This is a genomic window from Rhizobacter sp. LjRoot28, from assembly GCF_964253025.1.
In the GTDB taxonomy this organism is placed as follows: Bacteria; Pseudomonadota; Gammaproteobacteria; order Burkholderiales; family Burkholderiaceae_C; genus Rhizobacter.
This window is the reverse complement of the sequence record NZ_CAXUQC020000001.1, coordinates 1,396,982-1,414,832: the sequence shown is the minus strand read 5'-3', so window position 1 is coordinate 1,414,832 and position 17,851 is coordinate 1,396,982. Positions and strand designations below refer to the sequence as shown.

General features: G+C 67.8%; 19 protein-coding genes. 7 read left to right on the top strand and 12 right to left on the bottom strand.

Features of this window, described 5'->3' with window-relative positions; genetic code table 11:
• Positions 1-3 precede the first annotated feature (3 nt).
• Together ACSQ2F_RS06725 and ACSQ2F_RS06720 are read right to left on the bottom strand one after the other, a co-directional pair.
• Positions 4-498 (bottom strand): hypothetical protein, encoded by a 495-nt coding sequence (locus ACSQ2F_RS06725; protein WP_436021042.1) that lies wholly within the window; start codon positions 496-498, stop codon positions 4-6.
• 48 nt (positions 499-546) lie between these two features.
• Positions 547-1,695 (bottom strand): JmjC domain-containing protein, encoded by a 1,149-nt coding sequence (locus tag ACSQ2F_RS06720; RefSeq protein ID WP_436021040.1) that lies wholly within the window; start codon positions 1,693-1,695, stop codon positions 547-549.
• A gap of 25 nt (positions 1,696-1,720) precedes the next feature.
• Here ACSQ2F_RS06720 and ACSQ2F_RS06715 point away from each other — a divergent pair, with 25 nt between their 5' ends.
• Positions 1,721-2,242, top strand: a complete 522-nt coding sequence (locus ACSQ2F_RS06715; RefSeq protein ID WP_436021038.1) for an FKBP-type peptidyl-prolyl cis-trans isomerase — start codon at positions 1,721-1,723, stop codon at positions 2,240-2,242.
• A 53-nt stretch (positions 2,243-2,295) separates the two neighbouring features.
• Here ACSQ2F_RS06715 and dut read toward each other — a convergent pair whose 3' ends face one another.
• The 3 genes from dut to lepB are packed head-to-tail and all read right to left on the bottom strand — an operon-like array spanning position 2,296 to position 4,762.
• Complete coding sequence (gene dut / locus ACSQ2F_RS06710; RefSeq protein ID WP_436026754.1) at positions 2,296-2,745, bottom strand: dUTP diphosphatase; 450 nt, start codon at positions 2,743-2,745, stop codon at positions 2,296-2,298.
• 2 nt (positions 2,746-2,747) lie between these two features.
• Entirely contained in the window at positions 2,748-3,959 is a 1,212-nt protein-coding gene (coaBC, locus tag ACSQ2F_RS06705; protein WP_436021036.1) for a bifunctional phosphopantothenoylcysteine decarboxylase/phosphopantothenate--cysteine ligase CoaBC, read from the bottom strand.
• Between the two features lie 2 nt (positions 3,960-3,961).
• Positions 3,962-4,762, bottom strand: coding sequence for a signal peptidase I (gene lepB / locus ACSQ2F_RS06700; protein WP_436021034.1), 801 nt, complete (start codon positions 4,760-4,762; stop codon positions 3,962-3,964).
• Between the two features lie 170 nt (positions 4,763-4,932).
• Here lepB and ACSQ2F_RS06695 point away from each other — a divergent pair, with 170 nt between their 5' ends.
• Genes ACSQ2F_RS06695 through ACSQ2F_RS06685 form a run of 3 tightly spaced genes read left to right on the top strand, consistent with a single transcriptional unit; the run spans position 4,933 to position 7,906 of the window.
• Positions 4,933-5,517: a GbsR/MarR family transcriptional regulator gene (locus tag ACSQ2F_RS06695; protein ID WP_436021032.1), complete on the top strand. Its 585-nt coding sequence runs from the start codon at positions 4,933-4,935 to the stop codon at positions 5,515-5,517.
• The gene (locus tag ACSQ2F_RS06690) at positions 5,517-6,914 is read left to right on the top strand and encodes a cytochrome ubiquinol oxidase subunit I (RefSeq protein ID WP_436026752.1); all 1,398 of its coding nucleotides are present in this window, start codon (positions 5,517-5,519) and stop codon (positions 6,912-6,914) included. The genes ACSQ2F_RS06695 and ACSQ2F_RS06690 overlap by 1 nt, the downstream gene beginning before the upstream one ends.
• Positions 6,911-7,906, top strand: a complete 996-nt coding sequence (locus tag ACSQ2F_RS06685; protein ID WP_436021030.1) for a cytochrome d ubiquinol oxidase subunit II — start codon at positions 6,911-6,913, stop codon at positions 7,904-7,906. Before ACSQ2F_RS06690 ends, ACSQ2F_RS06685 begins: the two co-directional genes overlap by 4 nt.
• A gap of 111 nt (positions 7,907-8,017) precedes the next feature.
• On the opposite strand, the gene ACSQ2F_RS06680 is transcribed toward ACSQ2F_RS06685, so the two are convergent.
• Genes ACSQ2F_RS06680 through alaS form a run of 4 tightly spaced genes read right to left on the bottom strand, consistent with a single transcriptional unit; the run spans position 8,018 to position 12,715 of the window.
• Complete coding sequence (locus ACSQ2F_RS06680; protein ID WP_436021028.1) at positions 8,018-8,632, bottom strand: NMCC_0638 family (lipo)protein; 615 nt, start codon at positions 8,630-8,632, stop codon at positions 8,018-8,020.
• 40 nt (positions 8,633-8,672) lie between these two features.
• Entirely contained in the window at positions 8,673-9,455 is a 783-nt protein-coding gene (locus ACSQ2F_RS06675) for an NMCC_0638 family (lipo)protein (protein WP_436021026.1), read from the bottom strand.
• A 19-nt stretch (positions 9,456-9,474) separates the two neighbouring features.
• Positions 9,475-10,086, bottom strand: coding sequence for an NMCC_0638 family (lipo)protein (locus tag ACSQ2F_RS06670; RefSeq protein ID WP_436021024.1), 612 nt, complete (start codon positions 10,084-10,086; stop codon positions 9,475-9,477).
• A 1-nt stretch (position 10,087) separates the two neighbouring features.
• Complete coding sequence (gene alaS / locus ACSQ2F_RS06665; RefSeq protein WP_436021022.1) at positions 10,088-12,715, bottom strand: alanine--tRNA ligase; 2,628 nt, start codon at positions 12,713-12,715, stop codon at positions 10,088-10,090.
• A gap of 157 nt (positions 12,716-12,872) precedes the next feature.
• Between alaS and ACSQ2F_RS06660 the strand changes: the two genes are divergently transcribed.
• Positions 12,873-14,339, top strand: a complete 1,467-nt coding sequence (locus tag ACSQ2F_RS06660; protein ID WP_436021020.1) for an NAD-dependent succinate-semialdehyde dehydrogenase — start codon at positions 12,873-12,875, stop codon at positions 14,337-14,339.
• A 105-nt stretch (positions 14,340-14,444) separates the two neighbouring features.
• Here the strand turns inward: ACSQ2F_RS06660 and ACSQ2F_RS06655 are convergent, their stop codons facing one another.
• Positions 14,445-15,083 (bottom strand): CoA transferase subunit B, encoded by a 639-nt coding sequence (locus ACSQ2F_RS06655; RefSeq protein ID WP_436021018.1) that lies wholly within the window; start codon positions 15,081-15,083, stop codon positions 14,445-14,447.
• A 2-nt stretch (positions 15,084-15,085) separates the two neighbouring features.
• A complete protein-coding gene (locus ACSQ2F_RS06650; protein WP_436021016.1) occupies positions 15,086-15,796 on the bottom strand; it encodes a CoA transferase subunit A in 711 nt (236 codons plus the stop codon).
• 97 nt (positions 15,797-15,893) lie between these two features.
• On the opposite strand from ACSQ2F_RS06650, the gene ACSQ2F_RS06645 reads away from it, so the two are divergent.
• Both ACSQ2F_RS06645 and ACSQ2F_RS06640 read left to right on the top strand, forming a co-directional pair.
• Positions 15,894-16,457 carry a LuxR C-terminal-related transcriptional regulator gene (locus ACSQ2F_RS06645; RefSeq protein ID WP_436021014.1) on the top strand — a complete coding sequence of 188 codons (564 nt, stop codon included), beginning with the start codon at positions 15,894-15,896 and terminating at the stop codon, positions 16,455-16,457.
• Between the two features lie 33 nt (positions 16,458-16,490).
• Entirely contained in the window at positions 16,491-16,826 is a 336-nt protein-coding gene (locus ACSQ2F_RS06640) for a thioredoxin family protein (protein ID WP_436021012.1), read from the top strand.
• Here ACSQ2F_RS06640 and ACSQ2F_RS06635 read toward each other — a convergent pair.
• Entirely contained in the window at positions 16,811-17,827 is a 1,017-nt protein-coding gene (locus ACSQ2F_RS06635) for an RNA methyltransferase (RefSeq protein ID WP_436021010.1), read from the bottom strand. The two genes, ACSQ2F_RS06640 and ACSQ2F_RS06635, sit on opposite strands and share 16 nt — an antisense overlap.
• Positions 17,828-17,851 lie beyond the last annotated feature (24 nt).

Genomic DNA, 17,851 nt, shown 5'->3' with positions numbered 1-17,851 from the left:
TACCTACAGACCCAAGGTGGAGGCTGGAAAGGCATTGACGGAGCGTTGCAAAACCGCATCAAGGTCCTCGCGCGCACGCACCGCGTCGGCCACTTCCGTCGACACGCTGGCCCGGTGATTGCGCGCATCGAAAAGCCGGACCGTGACAACGCCCGGGGCAAGCAGCATCGTGGGCAGCGCCTCCGGATCGATGTCGTCGATGGCGCGGCACTCCACCACATGCGACCACTGCCGGCGCCAAGCCACCCACCGCGGGTGGCGACGCACGACCTCGTCATAGTGCAAGGCCAGCACGGTGAGCTTTCGGTGCGACATCGCCCAGCGCGTGAGCAACTCCACCACGGCCATCTCGCCCAGCGGCCAGTCGGCGAAGTCGGGGTCGCACAGGAAGAGCTCCCGGCAGCCTTGCGTCGCGGCCTGAGCGAACGCCTCGCGCAGCGCGTCATGGAACTCGCTGCGCGAGTGCAGCATGCGATGGGTCGGCAAGGCGGCGGTCACGGCATCTCCTTTGGCCATGGGTTCCAGGGATCGGGCGACTTTGAAGCGTCAGGCTTCGGGCGTGGGTCGCGCGGACTCGCCGGCGGGGTGCGCCCACCCAGCCTCTACCCATTCGTCGAGCAGATCGAGCGCATCATCGCTCAACTGCTGCACCCGCTCCGCGGACAGCGCGCGGTCGTCGGCCAGGCGGTGCATGAGCTTGGCATCTCGGCCTCCCGCCTTGAACGACTCGCCGTTGATGAAGACATGATGATCGTCATACAGCATCCGGGTGCGCCGGTCGAGTCGCACCCCGCTGCCGACGGGCAGCACATCTGCGGGCTCGAAGCAGACGTTCGGCTTGGGCTCACTCAGCAGTTCACCCAAGGCGCACGCCAGGACCTTGGGGTCCTTGAGCAGTCGCGCCACCGCATCCGCCGCGAACTTGCTCAGGCTGTCGGGAATCCGGCCCGGCTCGCGCGACGGCATTTGCCCGCGGTCCTGGTAGATGACATCGCCATCCGGTTCCTCGGCGGCATCGAGCACACGCTGGAGCACCTCACGGCCCAGTGTCTCGCGCGGCGGCGCACGAAAGCCGATGGAGGCCGTCATGCACTCCCCTTCGGCGACGCCGTCGTGGGCCCAGTTCGGCGGCAGGTACAGCATGTCCCCGGGCTCGAGCAGGAATTCCTCCTCGGGCTCGAAGTTCTGCAAAAGCCGCAGCGGCACGTCCGGCACGAGCGTCGTGTCACGCATGCGGCCGATGCGCCATCGCCGGCGCCCTTGCACCTGCAGCAGGAAGACGTCGTAGGCGTCGACATGCGGTCCCACGCCGCCGCCGTCGCTCGCCCAGGAGATCATCAGGTCATCCAGCCGAGCGTCAGGGACGAACCTGAACTGCGAGATCAGCGCATGCGCGGCGTCGACGTGCAGGTCCACCCCCTGCACGAGCACGGTCCAGCGCGGCTGCTCGATCTTGGGAAAGGCGCGGCGGGGAATCGGCCCGTGCCGCAAGGTCCAGCCCGCGTCGTCGTGCACGATGAGGCGTGATTCAACGCCCTCCTCGCCCGCCAGCGCAAACAGCTCGGAGCGGCTGGGCAACCCGACGGCGCCGGGCACGGCCTGGCGAATCAGCAGGGGCTTTCGCTGCCAGTGGCGCTTCATGAATTCCTCGGGCGAAATGGACCCGAGCAAGGGAGTGGGTTGGTGAATGTCCATCCCGTGATTGTGCGATCATTGTTCGATGCTTATCTCTTCTCCCTGCGTCGTCAGCCTCGTCTGGCGACTCGAAGACACCCAGGGCCATGTGATCGACGAACTCGAGGCCCCCGTGGAATTCCTTGTCGGTGGCGACGACCTGCTCGCCAAGGTCGAGGAGGCCCTGCTCGGCCAGGAGGCGGGCTTCGAAGCCCAGATGCACCTCGAGCCCGAACATGCCTTCGGTGACTACGACCCCGAGCTGGTGTTCTTCGAAGCGAAGGGCATCTTCCCCGACAACGTCGAAGCGGGCATGCAGTTCGACGGCCCGCCTCCCGGTGCCAAGACGCCCGGGCTGGTCGACGACGCCATCTACACGGTGACCGAGGTCTATCCCGAGCACGTGGTGCTCGACGGCAACCACCCGCTGGCCGGCATCGCCCTGCGACTCGACCTCAAGGTGCGTGACGTGCGCGCGGCGACCGAGGAAGAGATCGAGAACCGATCGGTGACCACGCCCGGCCTGAGCGTGATGCAGACGGCGCCGTCCAACGGCAACCTGCACTGACCCGGCTCCGGCCCGACGCGCTCGCGCCCCCGGGCCGGCATGAACGCCGGTCGTCAGTGCCGGCCGGTGGAGCCGAAGCCTGAAGCACCGCGATCGGACTCACCGAACGCCTCCACCTGGCGAAAGCTCGCCTGCACGACCGGCACGATGACGAGTTGCGCGATGCGCTCCATCGGCTGGATGGTGAAGGCCGCATCGCCGCGATTCCAGCAGCTCACCATCAGCTGCCCCTGGTAGTCGGAGTCGATGAGCCCGACGAGGTTGCCGAGGACGATGCCGTGCTTGTGGCCGAGGCCCGAGCGCGGCAGGATCATCGCGGCCAGGCCCGGGTCGCCGATGTGGATGGCCAGGCCGGTGGCAACGAGCGCCGTCTGGCCCGGGTTCAGTACCAGCGGCTGGTCGATGCAGGCGCGCAGGTCGAGGCCGGCACTTCCCGGGGTGGCGTAGGCGGGAATCTGCTCGCCCATGCGCGGGTCGAGCACCTTGAGGTCGATGGTGGTGATGGTCATGGATTCAGGCGTCGGGCGATTTCGCCGATGAGCTGGCGAGCGAGGGTGAGCTTGTCGGCGGCCGGAAGGTCCCGGTGCCCCTCGGCATCGACCAGCACCAGCGCGTTGTCATCGCGACCGAAGGTCGCCGGACCGAGGTTGCCGACGATGAGCGGCACGCCCTTGCGGGTGAGTTTCTCGCGCGCGTGCTCTAGGAGGTTCTCGCTTTCGGCCGCGAAACCCACGCAGAAGGGCCGATCGGGCAACCGCGCGACCGCGGCCAGGATGTCGGGGTTCTCGGTCAACTCGAAGGTCGGGGCGACCTTGCTGCCGTTCTTCTTGATCTTGTGCTCGGACAGGCTGGCGGGCCGCCAGTCCGCCACGGCGGCGGTGGCCACGAAGACGCCGTGCCGGGCGGCCAGCGGAAGCACCGTGTCGTGCATCTGGGACGCCGTCTGCACGTCGATGCGGCGCACGCCGCGCGGCGTCGGCAGGTGCACCGGCCCGGCCACGAGCGTCACCTCGGCCCCGGCTTCATGGGCAGCGCGGGCAATCGCAAAGCCCATCTTGCCGCTCGAGAGATTGGTGATGCCGCGCACCGGGTCGATGGGCTCGAAGGTCGGACCGGCGGTGATCAGCAGGCGCTGGCCCTTCAGGAGTTTCGGCGACAGGAACGAGACCAGGTCGGCCAGCAGGTCTGCGGGCTCGAGCATGCGGCCATCCCCCACCTCGCCACACGCCTGCTCGCCACTCCCGGGCCCGAGGACGGTGGCGCCGTCGAGGCGCAGCTGGGCGATGTTGCGCTGCGTGGCCGGATGGTCCCACATTTCCCGGTTCATGGCGGGAGCCACCAGCAAGGGGCAGGTCGCGATGGGACGTGCCAGGCACATCAGGCTCAGCAGTTCGTCCGCACGGCCCTGGACCAGCTTGGCGATGAAGTCCGCGCTGGCGGGCGCCACGAGCACCGCATCCGCACCACGGGTGAGGTTGATGTGCGCCATGTTGTTCGGCTCGCGGGCATCCCACTGGCTCGTCAGGACCGGGTGGCCGGACAAGGCCTGCAGCGTGACCGCGGTGATGAACTGCTCCGCCGCCTCCGTCATGACCACGTTGACGGTGGCGCCTGCCTTGACGAGCAGGCGCGTGAGTTCGGCCACCTTGTAGCAGGCGATGCCACCCGTGAGGCCGAGCACGATGCGCCGGCCCTGGAGATCGAGAGGAGGAGTCATGGTCAGAGCGCAGTCCAGCTGCGCGACAGATCGGAGAAATTGAAGAGCACGCGTACCGCCTTGCCATACACCTGCCCGTGAGGCAGAAAGCCCCACGTGCGCGAGTCGACCGAATTGTCGCGGTTGTCGCCCAGCATCAGGTATTGGCCCTCGGGAACACGGCACTCCCACTGCCCTGCCCGCTCGCTGTGGCAATGACGGGCCAGGTCCGGCTGGGTGAGGTCGATGGGCATGCGACCCTGCAGGAAGGGATTGAGCTTGATGCCGCGCTGTGCGCCCTGCGACGATTCATGCAGCAGCCAGTGCCCCAGGTCTTCGGCCTTCGGCGGAATGGCGTCTCCGGCGGGCGTCATGTCGAAGGCCTCGCCGTTGATGCTCACCGCGCCATCCTGGAAGCGGACCACATCGCCCGGCAGGCCCACGAGGCGCTTCACGTAGAACTCCGACACCTTCAGCGGATAGCGGAAGACGACGACGTCGCCCCGCTCCGGCTTGCCGAACTCGATGGCCGTGTTGGTGAAGGGCAGGCGCGGGCCGTACGCCAGGTGGTTCACGAGAAGGAAGTCACCCACGCGCAGGGTGGGCTCCATGGAACCCGTCGGCACCTTGGGCCAGTCGGCCACGGCCACCCTGCAGGTGAACATCAGGGCGACGACCAGGAACAGATCGGCGCCAAGGGCCCAGAACGGCCGCCCCTGGGGCGCCGGCTTGCGGCGCAGGCGCTGCCGCCACGCGAGCCAGCAGGTGCCGGTGATCAGCGTCAGGAGGAAGAGCGTCTCGTTGATGGAAAAGCCGATCTGCATGGGCGGAAGCTCGAAGCCTGGTCGGGATTATGGCGGGGCGCCAGGGATGGACACCCGCGGACCGCGCGGCGTTCCATCGACCGCGTCGGAACAAGAAATTCCCCAGATTTCAGGAATTACTGAAATTTCAAATAGACTTGCATCTTGATCCAACGCAAGGACAGAACGCCATGGCCACGCTAACCCCCCTCGTCCGCAGCTTCGTCAGCCATTTCGGCGAAATGGGCAGCCGCTGGGGCATCAACCGGACGGTGGGCCAGATCTACGCGCTTATCTTCATGTCGCCGCGCCCCGTGAACGCGGACGAGATCGCCGAGGCGCTGGAGTTCTCCCGCTCGAACGTCAGCATGGGACTGAAGGAGCTGCAGTCGTGGCAGCTCGTCAACCTGCGCCACCTGCCGGGCGACCGCCGGGAGTACTTCGACGCGCCGACCGACGCCTGGGAGATCTTCCGCACGCTTGCCGAGCAGCGCCGGCGGCGCGAGATCGAGCCGACCTTGTCGATGCTGCGAAGCGCCCTGCTCGACCAGCCTTCCAGCGAGGAAGACAGGATTGCGCAGGAGCGCATGAAAGGCATGCACGACCTGATCGAGCTCATGACCACCTGGTTCGACGATGTCCAGCGCATGGACCAGAAGACACTCTCGCAGCTCATGAAGATGGGCTCGAAGGTGCAACGTCTGCTCGAGTTCACCGGCAAGGTGAGCGTGGTGCCAGGCGGCAAGGCCGCTTCCCCGAAAGGAAACCGTTCATGATGGACGCCCTCATCCTGGCCCGCATGCAGTTCGCGGCCAACATCACCTTCCACATCCTCTTTCCCACCATCAGCATCTCGCTCGGCTGGGTGCTGCTGTTCTTCCGCTGGCGCTGGCTCAAGACCCACGACGGCGCATGGCTCACTGCCTACCGCTACTGGACGAAGGTGTTCGCGCTGACCTTCGCACTCGGTGTGGTGAGCGGCATCACGATGAGCTTCCAGTTCGGCACCAACTGGCCGGGTTACATGGAGAAGGCCGGCAACATCGCCGGGCCCCTGCTCGGCTACGAAGTGCTCACGGCGTTCTTCCTGGAGGCCAGCTTCCTCGGCATCATGCTGTTCGGCCATGGCAAGGTGAGCGAGCGGGTGCACCTGATCGCCACCTTCCTCGTGGCCTTCGGCACCACGCTGAGCGCCTTCTGGATCCTGAGCCTGAACTCGTGGATGCAGACCCCCGCCGGCTACACCATCATCAACGGCGAGTTTCACGTCACGAGCTGGATGGAGGTGATCTTCAACCCGTCCTTCCCCTACCGCCTGTCGCACAAGCTGCTGGCTTCGGGACTGACCGTGGCCTTCCTGCTGGCCGGCATCAGCGCGTGGCAGCTGATCAAGGGCAAACAGAACTCCTCCACGGCCCGTGTCTTGCGGACCGGCGTCACGCTGGCCGCACTCCTCGTGCCGGTGCAGATCTTCGTCGGCGACTTGCACGGCCTGAACACGCTCGAGCATCAACCAGCCAAGATCGCGGCGATGGAGGGCGTCTGGGAAACCGAGAAGGGCGCGCCCCTGCTGCTCTTCGCCTGGCCGGACGAAGCGACGCGCAGCAACCGCTTCGCGGTGGGCGTTCCCAACGGCGCCAGCCTCATCCTGACCCACCGCGCCGACGGCGAGATCAAGGGGCTCAACGAGTTTCCCGGAGCGCACCCTCCCGTGGCGCCCATGTTCTTCGCCTTCCGCATCATGGTCGGCATGGGCATGCTGATGCTCCTGCTGAGCTGGGTGGGCTTCGTGGTGATGCGGCGTCGTCGCTGGGGCACTGACGGCCTGCCGCGCCCCTTGCTGTGGGCCTTCACGGCCATGACCTTCTCGGGCTGGGTGGCCACCGTCGCCGGCTGGTACGTCACCGAGATCGGTCGACAGCCGTTCATCGTGTACGGCCTGTTGCGCACCGCCGATGTCGCGTCCCAGGTGCCCTCCGGGATGATCGCCCTCACGCTGACTCTCTACGTATTGACCTACCTCGCGCTCATGGTGTCGTACATCGGCGTGCTGAAGTACATGGCCGAGAAGCCCGAAGAGGTGCTCGCCCAGGACGCCCGCGACCAGGCCCGCACCCCCGCAGGCGCGCAGACCGCCAACACCGCCGCCCTTCAACCCGGGAGCACCGCATGAGCTTCGACGACCTGTTGCCCATCATCTTCATGGCCCTGATGGGCGTCTCGATGCTGACCTACGTCGTCCTCGACGGCTATGACCTCGGCGTCGGCATGCTGATGCACCGCGCGACCAACGACCAGAAAGACGTCATGGTGGCGTCCATCGGGCCGTTCTGGGACGCCAACGAAACGTGGTTGGTGCTCGGCGTCGGCATCCTGCTGATCGCCTTCCCCAAGGCACATGGGGTGGTGCTCTCGGCGCTGTACCTGCCGGTGGCACTGATGCTGGTCGGCCTCGTGTTGCGTGGCGTGGCCTTCGACTTCCGGGTCAAGGCGCGCGACGCGCACAAGACGGCATGGAACCGGGTGTTCCTCGTGGGTTCGGGCCTGGCCGCCACCTCGCAGGGCTGGATGCTCGGGCACTACGTGACCGGGCTCAACAGCGGCTGGCAGTACGACCTCTTCGCCGCAGCCATCGCGTTGGCCCTGCCTGCCGCCTACGTGCTGCTGGGCGCGGGCTGGCTCATCATGAAGACGGAAGGCGAGTTGCAGGCCCAGGCCGTGCGATGGGCGCGTCTCGCCTGGTTCCCGGTCGTGGTCGGCATGGGGTTGATCTCGCTCGCCACGCCCTGGGTGAGCGAAACCGTGCGCGACCGGTGGTTCAGCATGCCGGCATTGATCGCGTTGCTGCCGATCCCGCTCATGACCGTGGCGGCCTTGGTCTTGTTGCGTGCTTCGCTCGGCTGGAAGCGCGTGCTCGGCCCGCTGTGCTGGGTACCGTTCGTGTCGATGGTGTGCGTCTTCCTGCTCGGCTTCTTCGGCCTGGCCTACAGCCTGTACCCGTACGTCGTGATGGACCGACTGACGATCCAGCAGGCCGCCAGCGCGCCGGCGTCGCTGAAGGTCATCCTGTTCGGGGTGGCGCTCACGGTGCCCATGATCGCGGGCTACACGGTGTTCGCCTACCGGGTGTTCTGGGGCAAGGCGGGGGAACTGCGCTACGCCTGAGCCGGGGGGCGTGGCTGCCGCCCGGGAATGATCCGGGTGGCGAACGTCACCTTCGAGCGCTGCACCGATGACGTTGGCTTCAGGTCACCGGCGTCGGGGGTCAGCCAGCGGTCATCGCAGCGGCGTCCCGTCCGGTCCGTAGTTCACGGCGCGCGCCAGGGGGGCCACATGGAGCATCTGGGTGCCCGGACCGGCTGCCAGCGTGGTGACGCCGCCGATGCCGAGGTCCTGGCTGGCGCCGACGCCGCGGTAGCGCCACTGCACCTGGCTGCGCCAGGCACCCGAGCGCTCGAGGTTGCGCTCGACCTCCACCCGGGCGCGGGCGCCCCGGGCGGTCAAAGTCCCCACCATGGCGGCGAGCGCTTGTCGCACCGGAGGGCCCTCCTGCCGCTCGGCCCATACGCTGCACTGCGAGGCGGCGGTCGCCAGCATCACGTGTCCGTCGGACCCCGGGGCGACGAGCACCGTGCCAGGCTCACCGCCCAGCAGGTGATCCGTGGTGCCGCGCAGCGGGTCGACGGGCTGAAAGCCGTTTTCCAGTGCCCAGTCGATGGCCGGGCCGGATTCGCCGCGCGTGGCCACGCAGGCCTGCTCGAACCACTGCACGATGCGCTCGGCGGTCAGGGGTTCCGCCGCGGGAGCCTCCACCACCGCGGGCGCGGAGTGCACGAGCGGCGCGGTGAACACCGGCGTGACCTGCGCGCCTGCCGTTGCGGACAGCAGCAAGGCACACGGTGCCCACCGCCATCCCTTGACCCGAAGCGCGTCAGCGCGGCTTCGCATCGTCCACCGAATACGCCATGAAGGCGATGCCGCTGCCTGCGGTCACCGGTGCCATGACCGACAGCGTGAACGGCTGGCCATCGACACTGAACCGGTAGCCGTCGAGCTGGGCGGCGGCCGCGCCCATCTTCATGGAAACCGTCGGCTTCGGCGGCTTGCCGTTGCCCGACACGGTGGCGACCAGGCGCTCCATGCGGGCGCGCATGCGCTGCCCGTCGGTGGAGTGGCGGGTCATGACGGCGCAGACGAGCGGCTGGCCGCCCGACACCAGCATCAGCGGGTCGGACTCGCGGCCAAAGACGTTGGCCTGCCGCGCCCCACCCGGCAGTTCGGCGGCCACCTCCCGTTGTTCGTCCGGCAGCGGCGCGAAGCCGTTTGCCAGCGCCCAGTCAGCGGTGGCCTCGGGCGCCCCTTCGAGTTTCACGCAGGCTTCCTCGAACGCATCAGCCAGTTCCTGGGTGTGCACGCGCGGGCCCTTGCCGCCCACCACGAGGCGGTTGGTCGAAGCCCCCGCTGCGCCGCCGGACGCTGCACGCGTCGGTGACTTGCGCGCCCCGGCAGGAGCCGCGGACGCAGCCGGCGACGCCGCCGCCGGCTCGGTCGACTGGAAACCCGCCCCGAGCGGGTGCACCACCGTCGCGGAGAAATGGTTGTAATTCTGGGCCTGAGCCGGCAGGCTCGCCCCTGCGGCGCAGGCGGCCAGTGAAAGAAGGAATGCCAGGCGCCCGGACAGGGCCGCCGGCTGGTACGACATGAAGCGGTACATCAAATACTCCGGAGGACGGTCAGCGGGGTTCCACCGACATGCCCATGATCGCGATACCGCGAGCCACTCCCAAGGGGGAAATCACCATCAGACGGTAACGATCGTTACCGGACACCGCAAGAAAGGTCAGCGTGCGGTGGCGCAACCCGCTCTCATCGAAGTCCTTGCTCGCGGTCGGTTCGACCACCGTCCGGGCCTGCGTCCACTCCGTGATCAGCGCCTCCATGCGGCCGCGCAGCCGGGGCCCGTCCACCGCCTGCAGACCCATCACCAGGCAGTTCGACGGCCCCGCGGTGGAGACCAGCAGCAGGCCTTCGTCGCCCGGCCCGCGCGAAAAGACATTGCCCTGCTCTCCGCGCTTGAGCAGTTGCCCCGCCAACTCCCGGCCGGCGGCCGAGGACGTGACGAAGCCGTTGTTCAGCGCCCAGTCCGCCACCGCCTCAGGGTCAGACCGGGAGGCGAAGCAGGCCTCACGAAAGATGTCGGTGACATCCTGCGCGTGCACACGGGCGGCGGCGCGGGCCTGGGGTGTCAGCTGGTCGGCCACACGAGCCAGCCCCTGCGCCTGTGCGTGGGCCGCCGCAGCGGCCAGCCACAGCCCCACGCCCACTCCCCGCACGAACGGTGTCACGTCAGGCGCGCTCGGCGACCCACGCCTGGACCGAGGCAAGCGCTTCGGTCAGGCGCGACGGGTCGGTGCCGCCGGCCATGGCCATGTCGGGCTTGCCGCCCCCCTTGCCACCCACCTGCTGGGCCACGAAGTTGACCAGTTCCCCCGCCTTCACGCGACCGATGCTGTCGGCCGTCACGCCTGCGGCGAGTTGCACCTTGCCACCGTCCACGGCGGCCAGCACGATGGCAGCGGTCTTCAGCTTGTCCTTGAGTTTGTCGAGCGTTTCGCGCAGCCCCTTGGCATCCGCGCCGTCGAGCACGGCAGCCAGCACCTTGAGGCCCTTCACGTCGACGGCCTGCTGCAGCAGTTCGTCGCCCTGGGAAGACGCGAGCTTGCCCTTCAGGGCGGCGAGCTCCTTCTCGAGCGCGCGCATCTGCTCCAGCACCTGCGTCAGGCGCGCTGGCGTCTCGGCGGGCGAGGCCTTCAGCGTGCCGGCCACCTGGCGCACCGTGCCCTCGAGCGACTGCAGGTAGGCGAGCGCGTTGTCGCCCGTCACGGCCTCGATGCGGCGCACCCCGGCCTGAATGCCGGTTTCGGCGACGACCTTGAACAAGCCGATGTCACCGGTGCGCTGCACGTGGGTGCCGCCACACAGCTCGCGGCTGGAACCGATGTCGAGCACCCGCACCTCGTCGCCGTACTTCTCGCCGAAGAGCATCACGGCGCCGGTCTTCTGGGCCTCGTCGATGGGCAGCACACGGGCCTGCGTCGGGTGGTTGGCCAGGATCTCGGCGTTGACGATGGCCTCGATCTTCGCGATCTCGGCGTCGGTCAGCGGCGCGTTGTGCGCGAAGTCGAAGCGGGTGCGCTCGGGCGTGACCAGCGAACCCTTCTGCTGCACGTGGCTGCCCAGCACTTCGCGCAAGGCCTTGTGCATCAGGTGCGTGGCCGAGTGGTTGCGCACGGTGCGGGCACGCTTGTCGGCATCCACCTTGGCGACGACGACGTCCCCGACCCGCAGCTCGCCTTCGGCCAGGTGCCCCTGGTGGCCGAACACGGCCGCCTGGACCTTGATGGTGTCTTCCACGATGAGCCGGGTGCTGGCGTTGCGCAGTTCGCCGGTGTCGCCCACCTGGCCGCCGCTTTCAGCGTAGAAAGGCGTCTCGTCGAGCACCACGACGACGTCATCCCCCGGGCGCGCGACCTCGACCGGCGTGCCGTCGACATACAGGGCCGTGACCGTGGCCACCTCGCGGTGCAAGTGCTCGTAGCCGTGGAAGGTGGTGGCCGCACCGGTGTACTCGAGGCCCGCGGCCATCTTGAACTTGCCGGCCGCACGTGCCTTGTCCTTCTGGCGCTTCATCGCGGCGTCGAAGCCTTCGCTGTCGACGCTGACGCCGCGCTCGCGGCAGACGTCCGCCGTCAGGTCGAGCGGAAAACCGTAGGTGTCGTGCAGCTTGAAGGCGGTCTCGCCATCCACCGTCCGGGCACCGCCCGCGAGCGCTGCCTCGAGGATCTCCATGCCGTTGGCGATGGTGCGGAAGAAGCCCTCCTCTTCCTGCTTGAGCACCTCGGTGACGCGCTGCTCGGCCTGGCGCAGCTCAGGGTAGGCCTCGCCCATTTCCCTGGACAGCGCAGCCACCAGGGTGTGGAAGAACGGCTTGCGCGCCCCGAGCTTGTACCCGTGGCGGATCGCACGACGGGCGATGCGGCGAAGCACGTAGCCGCGGCCGGCATTGCTCGGAATGACGCCGTCGGTCACCGTGAAGGCGCAGGCGCGGATGTGGTCGGCGATGACCTTGAGCGAGGGCGAATCCTTGTCGCAGTCACCCCCACCGGCGGCGTCCACCGACTGCTTGGCCGCGGCCAGCAGGTTCACGAAGGTGTCGATCTCGTAGTTGCTGTGCACATGCTGCAGCACGGCGGTCAGGCGCTCGAGGCCCATGCCGGTGTCCACGCTCGGCTTGGGCAGCTTGTGCATCACGCCCGCCTCGTCGCGGTTGAACTGCATGAACACGTTGTTCCAGATCTCGATGTAGCGATCACCGTCCTCGTTGGGCGAGCCGGGAGGGCCGCCCGCCACCTCGGGGCCGTGGTCGTAGAAGATCTCGGTGCACGGGCCGCAGGGGCCTGTATCGCCCATCATCCAGAAGTTGTCCGAGGCGTAGCGGGCGCCCTTGTTGTCGCCGATGCGCACAATGCGCTCGGCCGGCACGCCGACCGTCTTGTTCCAGATGTCGTAGGCCTCGTCGTCCTCGGCGTACACCGTGACCCAGAGCTTCTCCTTGGGCAGCTTGTAGACCTCGGTCAGCAACTCCCAGGCGTACTGGATGGCATCGTGCTTGAAGTAGTCCCCGAAGCTGAAGTTGCCCAGCATCTCGAAGAAGGTGTGATGGCGCGCGGTGTAGCCCACGTTCTCAAGGTCGTTGTGCTTGCCGCCGGCGCGGATGCACTTCTGCGAGGTGGTCGCGCGCGAGTACGGCCGCTTGTCGAAGCCGAGGAACACGTCCTTGAACTGGTTCATGCCCGCGTTGGTGAACAGCAGCGTCGGATCGTCGCCCGGCACCACCGGGCTCGACGGCACGATGGTGTGGCCCTTGGCTTCGAAGAACTTCAGGAACTGGGAACGGATTTCGGAGGCTTTCATGCCGTGGCTTTCTGCAAACGCCGCCGTGGAGCGGCGCGCAACTGCTTGATTTTTCGAGGATTTCGATTATAGGTGGCGACCGGTGCGGACATGCGCCGGCCTAGGGGTGTGTCCGGCGACCGCGCCTTATCATGGCCCATCACCAGGAGACCCCAGCATGGCACTGCAGACCAGCCCCTTGTCCCAGCTGCTCGACCCCAGCCTCTTGAAGACCGACGCCCTGATCGGCGCGCAGTGGGTGAGCGGCGACGCACGCTTCGACGTGACCGACCCCGCCACCGGGCAGAAGCTGGTGGATGTGGCGGACATGGGCGTCGAGCAGGCCCGCGAAGCGATCGCCGCCGCGCAGGCCGCGTGGCCGGGCTGGCGTGCCAAGTCCGCCAAGGAGCGGGGCGCCGTGCTGATGAAGTGGTTCCAGCTGATGATGCAGCACGCCGACGACCTGGCCCGCATCATGACGGCCGAACAAGGCAAGCCGCTTGCGGAATCTCGCGGCGAGGTGGCCTACGGTGCGAGCTTCATCGAATGGTTCGCCGAGGAAGGCCGACGGGTCTACGGCGAGACCATTCCCAGCACGGATGCAGCCAAGCGCTACCTGGTGATCCGCCAGCCGATGGGCGTGTGCGCCGCCATCACGCCGTGGAATTTCCCCATCGCCATGATCACCCGCAAGGTCGGGCCGGCCCTCGCCGCGGGCTGTCCCGTGGTGGTGAAGCCGGCCGGCCAGACGCCGCTGTCGGCGCTCGCCGTTGCCGAACTTGGCCTGCGTGCGGGTTTGCCACCCGGCGTGCTGAACGTGGTGACGGCCGCGAAGTCCGCCGACATCGGGCGTGTGCTGTGCGAAAGCGAAGTGGTGCGCCACCTCTCCTTCACCGGGTCCACCGAGGTCGGACGCATCCTCGCCGCACAATGCGCCCCGACCATCAAGAAGCTGTCGCTCGAGCTCGGCGGCAACGCCCCCTTCATCGTCTTCGACGACGCCGACCTCGAAGCGGCCGTCGAGGGCGCCATCGTCAGCAAGTACCGCAACGGCGGACAGACCTGCGTCTGTGCGAACCGCCTCTACGTGCAGTCCGGCATTCATGATGCGTTCGTCGCCCGCCTGGCGCAGCGTGTGCGGGGCATCAAGGTGGGCAACGGGTTCGAGTCCGGCGTGACGCAGGGCCCGGTGATCGACGACAACGCCGTGGCCAAGATCGAGCGGCATGTGGCCGATGCCGTGGAACGCGGCGCCACGGTCTTGACGGGGGGGCGCCGCCTCCACGACCGGTTCTACGAGCCGACCGTTCTCACGGGCGCCACGGCCGAGATGCTCTGTGCGCGCGAGGAAACCTTCGGGCCCGTGGCGCCGGTGTTCCGTTTCGACACCGAGGAGGAAGTCATCGCGCGGGCCAACGACACCGAGTTCGGACTGGCTGCGTACTTCTACAGCCGAGACATCGGCCGGGTGTTCCGCGTCGCCGAGGCACTGGAAGCCGGCATGGTCGGGGTCAACACCGGCCTCATCTCCACCGCCGAAGTGCCCTTCGGCGGGGTGAAGCAGTCGGGCCTGGGCCGCGAGGGTTCGCGTCACGGCATCGATGACTACCTGGAGATGAAGTACGTCTGCCTGGGCGGCATCTGAGGCACAGGCAGGGAGCTCGTGCCGCCTCGCGGAGCAACGCTTTCGCTGCGCCGCGCCGCGCTGCGCCTCCGGCGGGCGCCTCGCGCAGGCGCCACCCCGCAAGACTCACTTCAGCGGCACGCCGGTCTTGCGCTGGAGTTCGTCGCGTGACACGCCCGGCGCCATCTCCACCACGACAAGGCCTTCGGGCCTGACGTCCATCACGGCCAGGTCGGTGATGATGCGGTCCACCACGCCGACGCCGGTGAGCGGCAGCGTGCAGGTGGGAAGGATCTTCAGGTCTTCGGTGCCATCCTTCTTGCGCGCCACGTGTTCCATCAGCACCAGCACCCGGCCGACGCCAGCCACGAGGTCCATCGCGCCGCCCATGCCCTTGACCATCTTGCCCGGGATCATCCAGTTCGCCAGATCGCCCTGGGCGCTCACCTGCATCGCCCCGAGGATGCTGAGGTTGATCTTGCCGCCGCGGATCATGGCGAAGCTGTCGTGGGAGCCGAAGATGGACGAACCGGGCATGGTCGTCACGGTCTGCTTGCCGGCATTGATGAGGTCGGGGTCGACCTCGTCTTCGGTGGGGAACGGGCCGATGCCGAGCATCCCGTTCTCGCTCTGCAGCCAGACCTCGATGCCGGCCGGCACATGGTTGGCTACCAGGGTGGGCAGGCCGATGCCCAGGTTCACATAGAACCCGTCCTGCAGTTCCTGCGCGGCGCGATCGGCCATCTGTTCATGGGTCCAAGGCATGGTCAGGCTCCCGAGGAGGTTTCGCGGAGGGTGCGCTTCTCGATGCGCTTTTCCGGGTGGGCGTTGAGGACGATGCGGTGCACGTAGATGCCGGGCAGGTGGACGTCGTCCGGGTCGATCGAACCCGTCTCGACGATCTCCTCCACCTCGACCACGGTCAGGCGGCCCGCCATGGCAACGGCCGGGTTGAAATTGCGTGCGGTGCGCCGGAACACGAGGTTGCCGCTGCGGTCGGCCCGGTGGGCCTTCACCAGGCTGACGTCCGGGAGCAGCGCCCGCTCCATCACGTAGTGCTCGCCATCGAACTCGCGCACTTCCTTGCCTTCGGCCACCAGCGTGCCCACGCCCGTCTTCGTGAAGAAGGCGGGAATGCCGGCGCCACCGGCGCGCAGCTTCTCGGCCAGCGTGCCCTGCGGGGTGAACTCCAGCTCGAGTTCACCCGCCAGGTACTGGCGCTCGAATTCCTTGTTCTCCCCCACGTAGCTGGAAATCATCTTGCGGATCTGCCGCGTTTCCAGCAACTGGCCGAGGCCGAAGCCATCGACGCCGGCGTTGTTGGAGATGACCGTGAGGTTCCGCTTGCCGGAGTCGCGCAGCGCCGCGATCAGCGCCTCGGGAATGCCGCACAGGCCGAAACCACCGACCGCCAGCAGCTGCCCGTCACGGACCACGCCGTCCAGAGCCGCCTGGGCGCTGGGGTAGACCTTGTTCATCGCCGTCTCCCGGAACTGAAAAATGGTGTGAAAAATCCGATGTCGCAGCGTACTACGTAACCCATTAGGTATTCATTACGTAGAATTCACTAAGCACATGCCCAACATCGACCTCGACTACCGCACCGCGTTCGACCTGGCCCCCGTGGGCCTCGTGATCTCGCGCAACCGCCTGATGATCGACTGCAACCAGCAGCTGCTGGAGATGTTCGGCGCGGCCCGCGAGCAACTCGTGGGTCAGTCGTTCGAGCTCCTCTACCCTACCCATGCGGAATTCGAGCGCACGGGCCTGCGCATCGAAGCCAGTCTCGATGCGCAAGGATGGTATGCCGACGAACGGGTGATGAAGCGGGTGGACGGGCCGCAGCGCGGCGAGCTGTTCTGGTGTCACGTCTCCGGGCGCGCGCTCGACCCGTTGCAGCCCCATGCCTCGGGCATCTGGTCGTTCGAGGACCTCTCCGCCCAGCGCCAGCTCAAGGCGGACCTGACTCCGCGCGAACGCGAGATCGCCGCCCTGCTCATCGACGGGCTGACCAGCAAGCTGATCGGCAAGCGCCTCGACATCAGCCCGCGCACCGTGGATGTCTACCGTGCCCGGCTGATGCGCAAGTATGGCGCCGTCACCACGCACGAACTCGTTCACAAGCTGCTCAGCGCCTGACGCGCCCGGCATGCCGCTTGCCGCAAGTTCCGCATGAATACCACCCTGCCCTACGCCGTCTCCGCCCCTGACCGCCGCGAGCTCGACGGTCGTCCCGGCATCACGCTGGTCGAGTTCGGCACCGACTGGTGCGGCTTCTGCCAGGCGGCGCAGCCGGCCATCGCCGCCGCACTGCGGAGCCGTGACGACGTGCAGCACATCAAGGTCGAGGATGGTCCGGGACGCGCGCTGGGCCGGTCCTACAAGGTGAAGCTCTGGCCCACGCTGATCGTGCTGCACGACGGCGTGGAAGCGGCGCGCGTGGTACGCCCCACGGGCGAGCGGGACATCGCCGAAGCCCTCGCCAAGGCCGCTCATCCCATCGGCTGAATCGGAATGGTCCGGCGCGCCCGCAGTTGCCCGCAGCCGCCCTCGACGTCCTGCCCGGCCGACTGACGCAGCCGCGCCAGCACGCCCCGCCGGTTCAGGTAATTCGACATGGCGGCCGCCCGTTCCCAGCTCGGACGCCGGTAACCCGTGCCCTCGGTGGTGTTGTACGGAATCATGTTCATGATCGCGTACTTGCCGGACAGCAGCCGCACCATGCCGTCGAGTTCCTCGTCGGTGTCGTTCACGCCTTCGAGCAAGGTCCACTGGTACTGGATGGGGTAGCCGGTCGTGCGCGCATAGCGCTCCCCGGCCTCCACCAGGTCGGCGGGGTCGATGCGGGGCGCGCGCGGCAGCAACTGCGCTCGCAAGTCCGGCCGACTGGTGTGGATGGACAGCGCAAGCGCGGGCTTGACCGGGCCGAGAGGAAGCCGCTCGAACACGCGCGGATCGCCCACCGTCGAAAACACCAGGTTCTTGTGACCGATGCCGCCCGCCGTCCCCAGCAGTTGGATCGCGTCGAGCACGTTGTCCAGGTTGTGGGCCGGCTCCCCCATGCCCATGAACACCACCCTGCGGATGGTCCGCCGCGCCCGGGCCAGCACCACCTGCGCGACGATCTCGGCACTGCCGACCTGGCGCAGCAGGCCGTCGCGCCCGGTCATGCAGAAGAGGCAGCCCACCGCGCACCCGACCTGCGTGGACACGCAGACGCCATCCCGCGGGAGGAGCACGGTCTCGACGGTCTGTCCGTCACGCAAGGCCACGAGCAGGCGCGCCGATCCGTCCTGTGCAGCATGCTCGGAACGCACTTGCGCCAGCGCGTGCAGCTCGTCCACGACGCCGGGCAGCACGTCGCGCACGGAGGCCGGAAGAAAATCCTCGGGCTTGCGGCGCCCGCTGTCCTGGGCGAGGCCCTGCGACCACAGCCGCATCACGCGGAACTCATGGCAGGGCTTGGCGCCGCTGGCTTGCAGGCGGGCGGAAATTTCAGCGAGGCGCATCGGGCTTGAGCGGTGGGCAGCAAG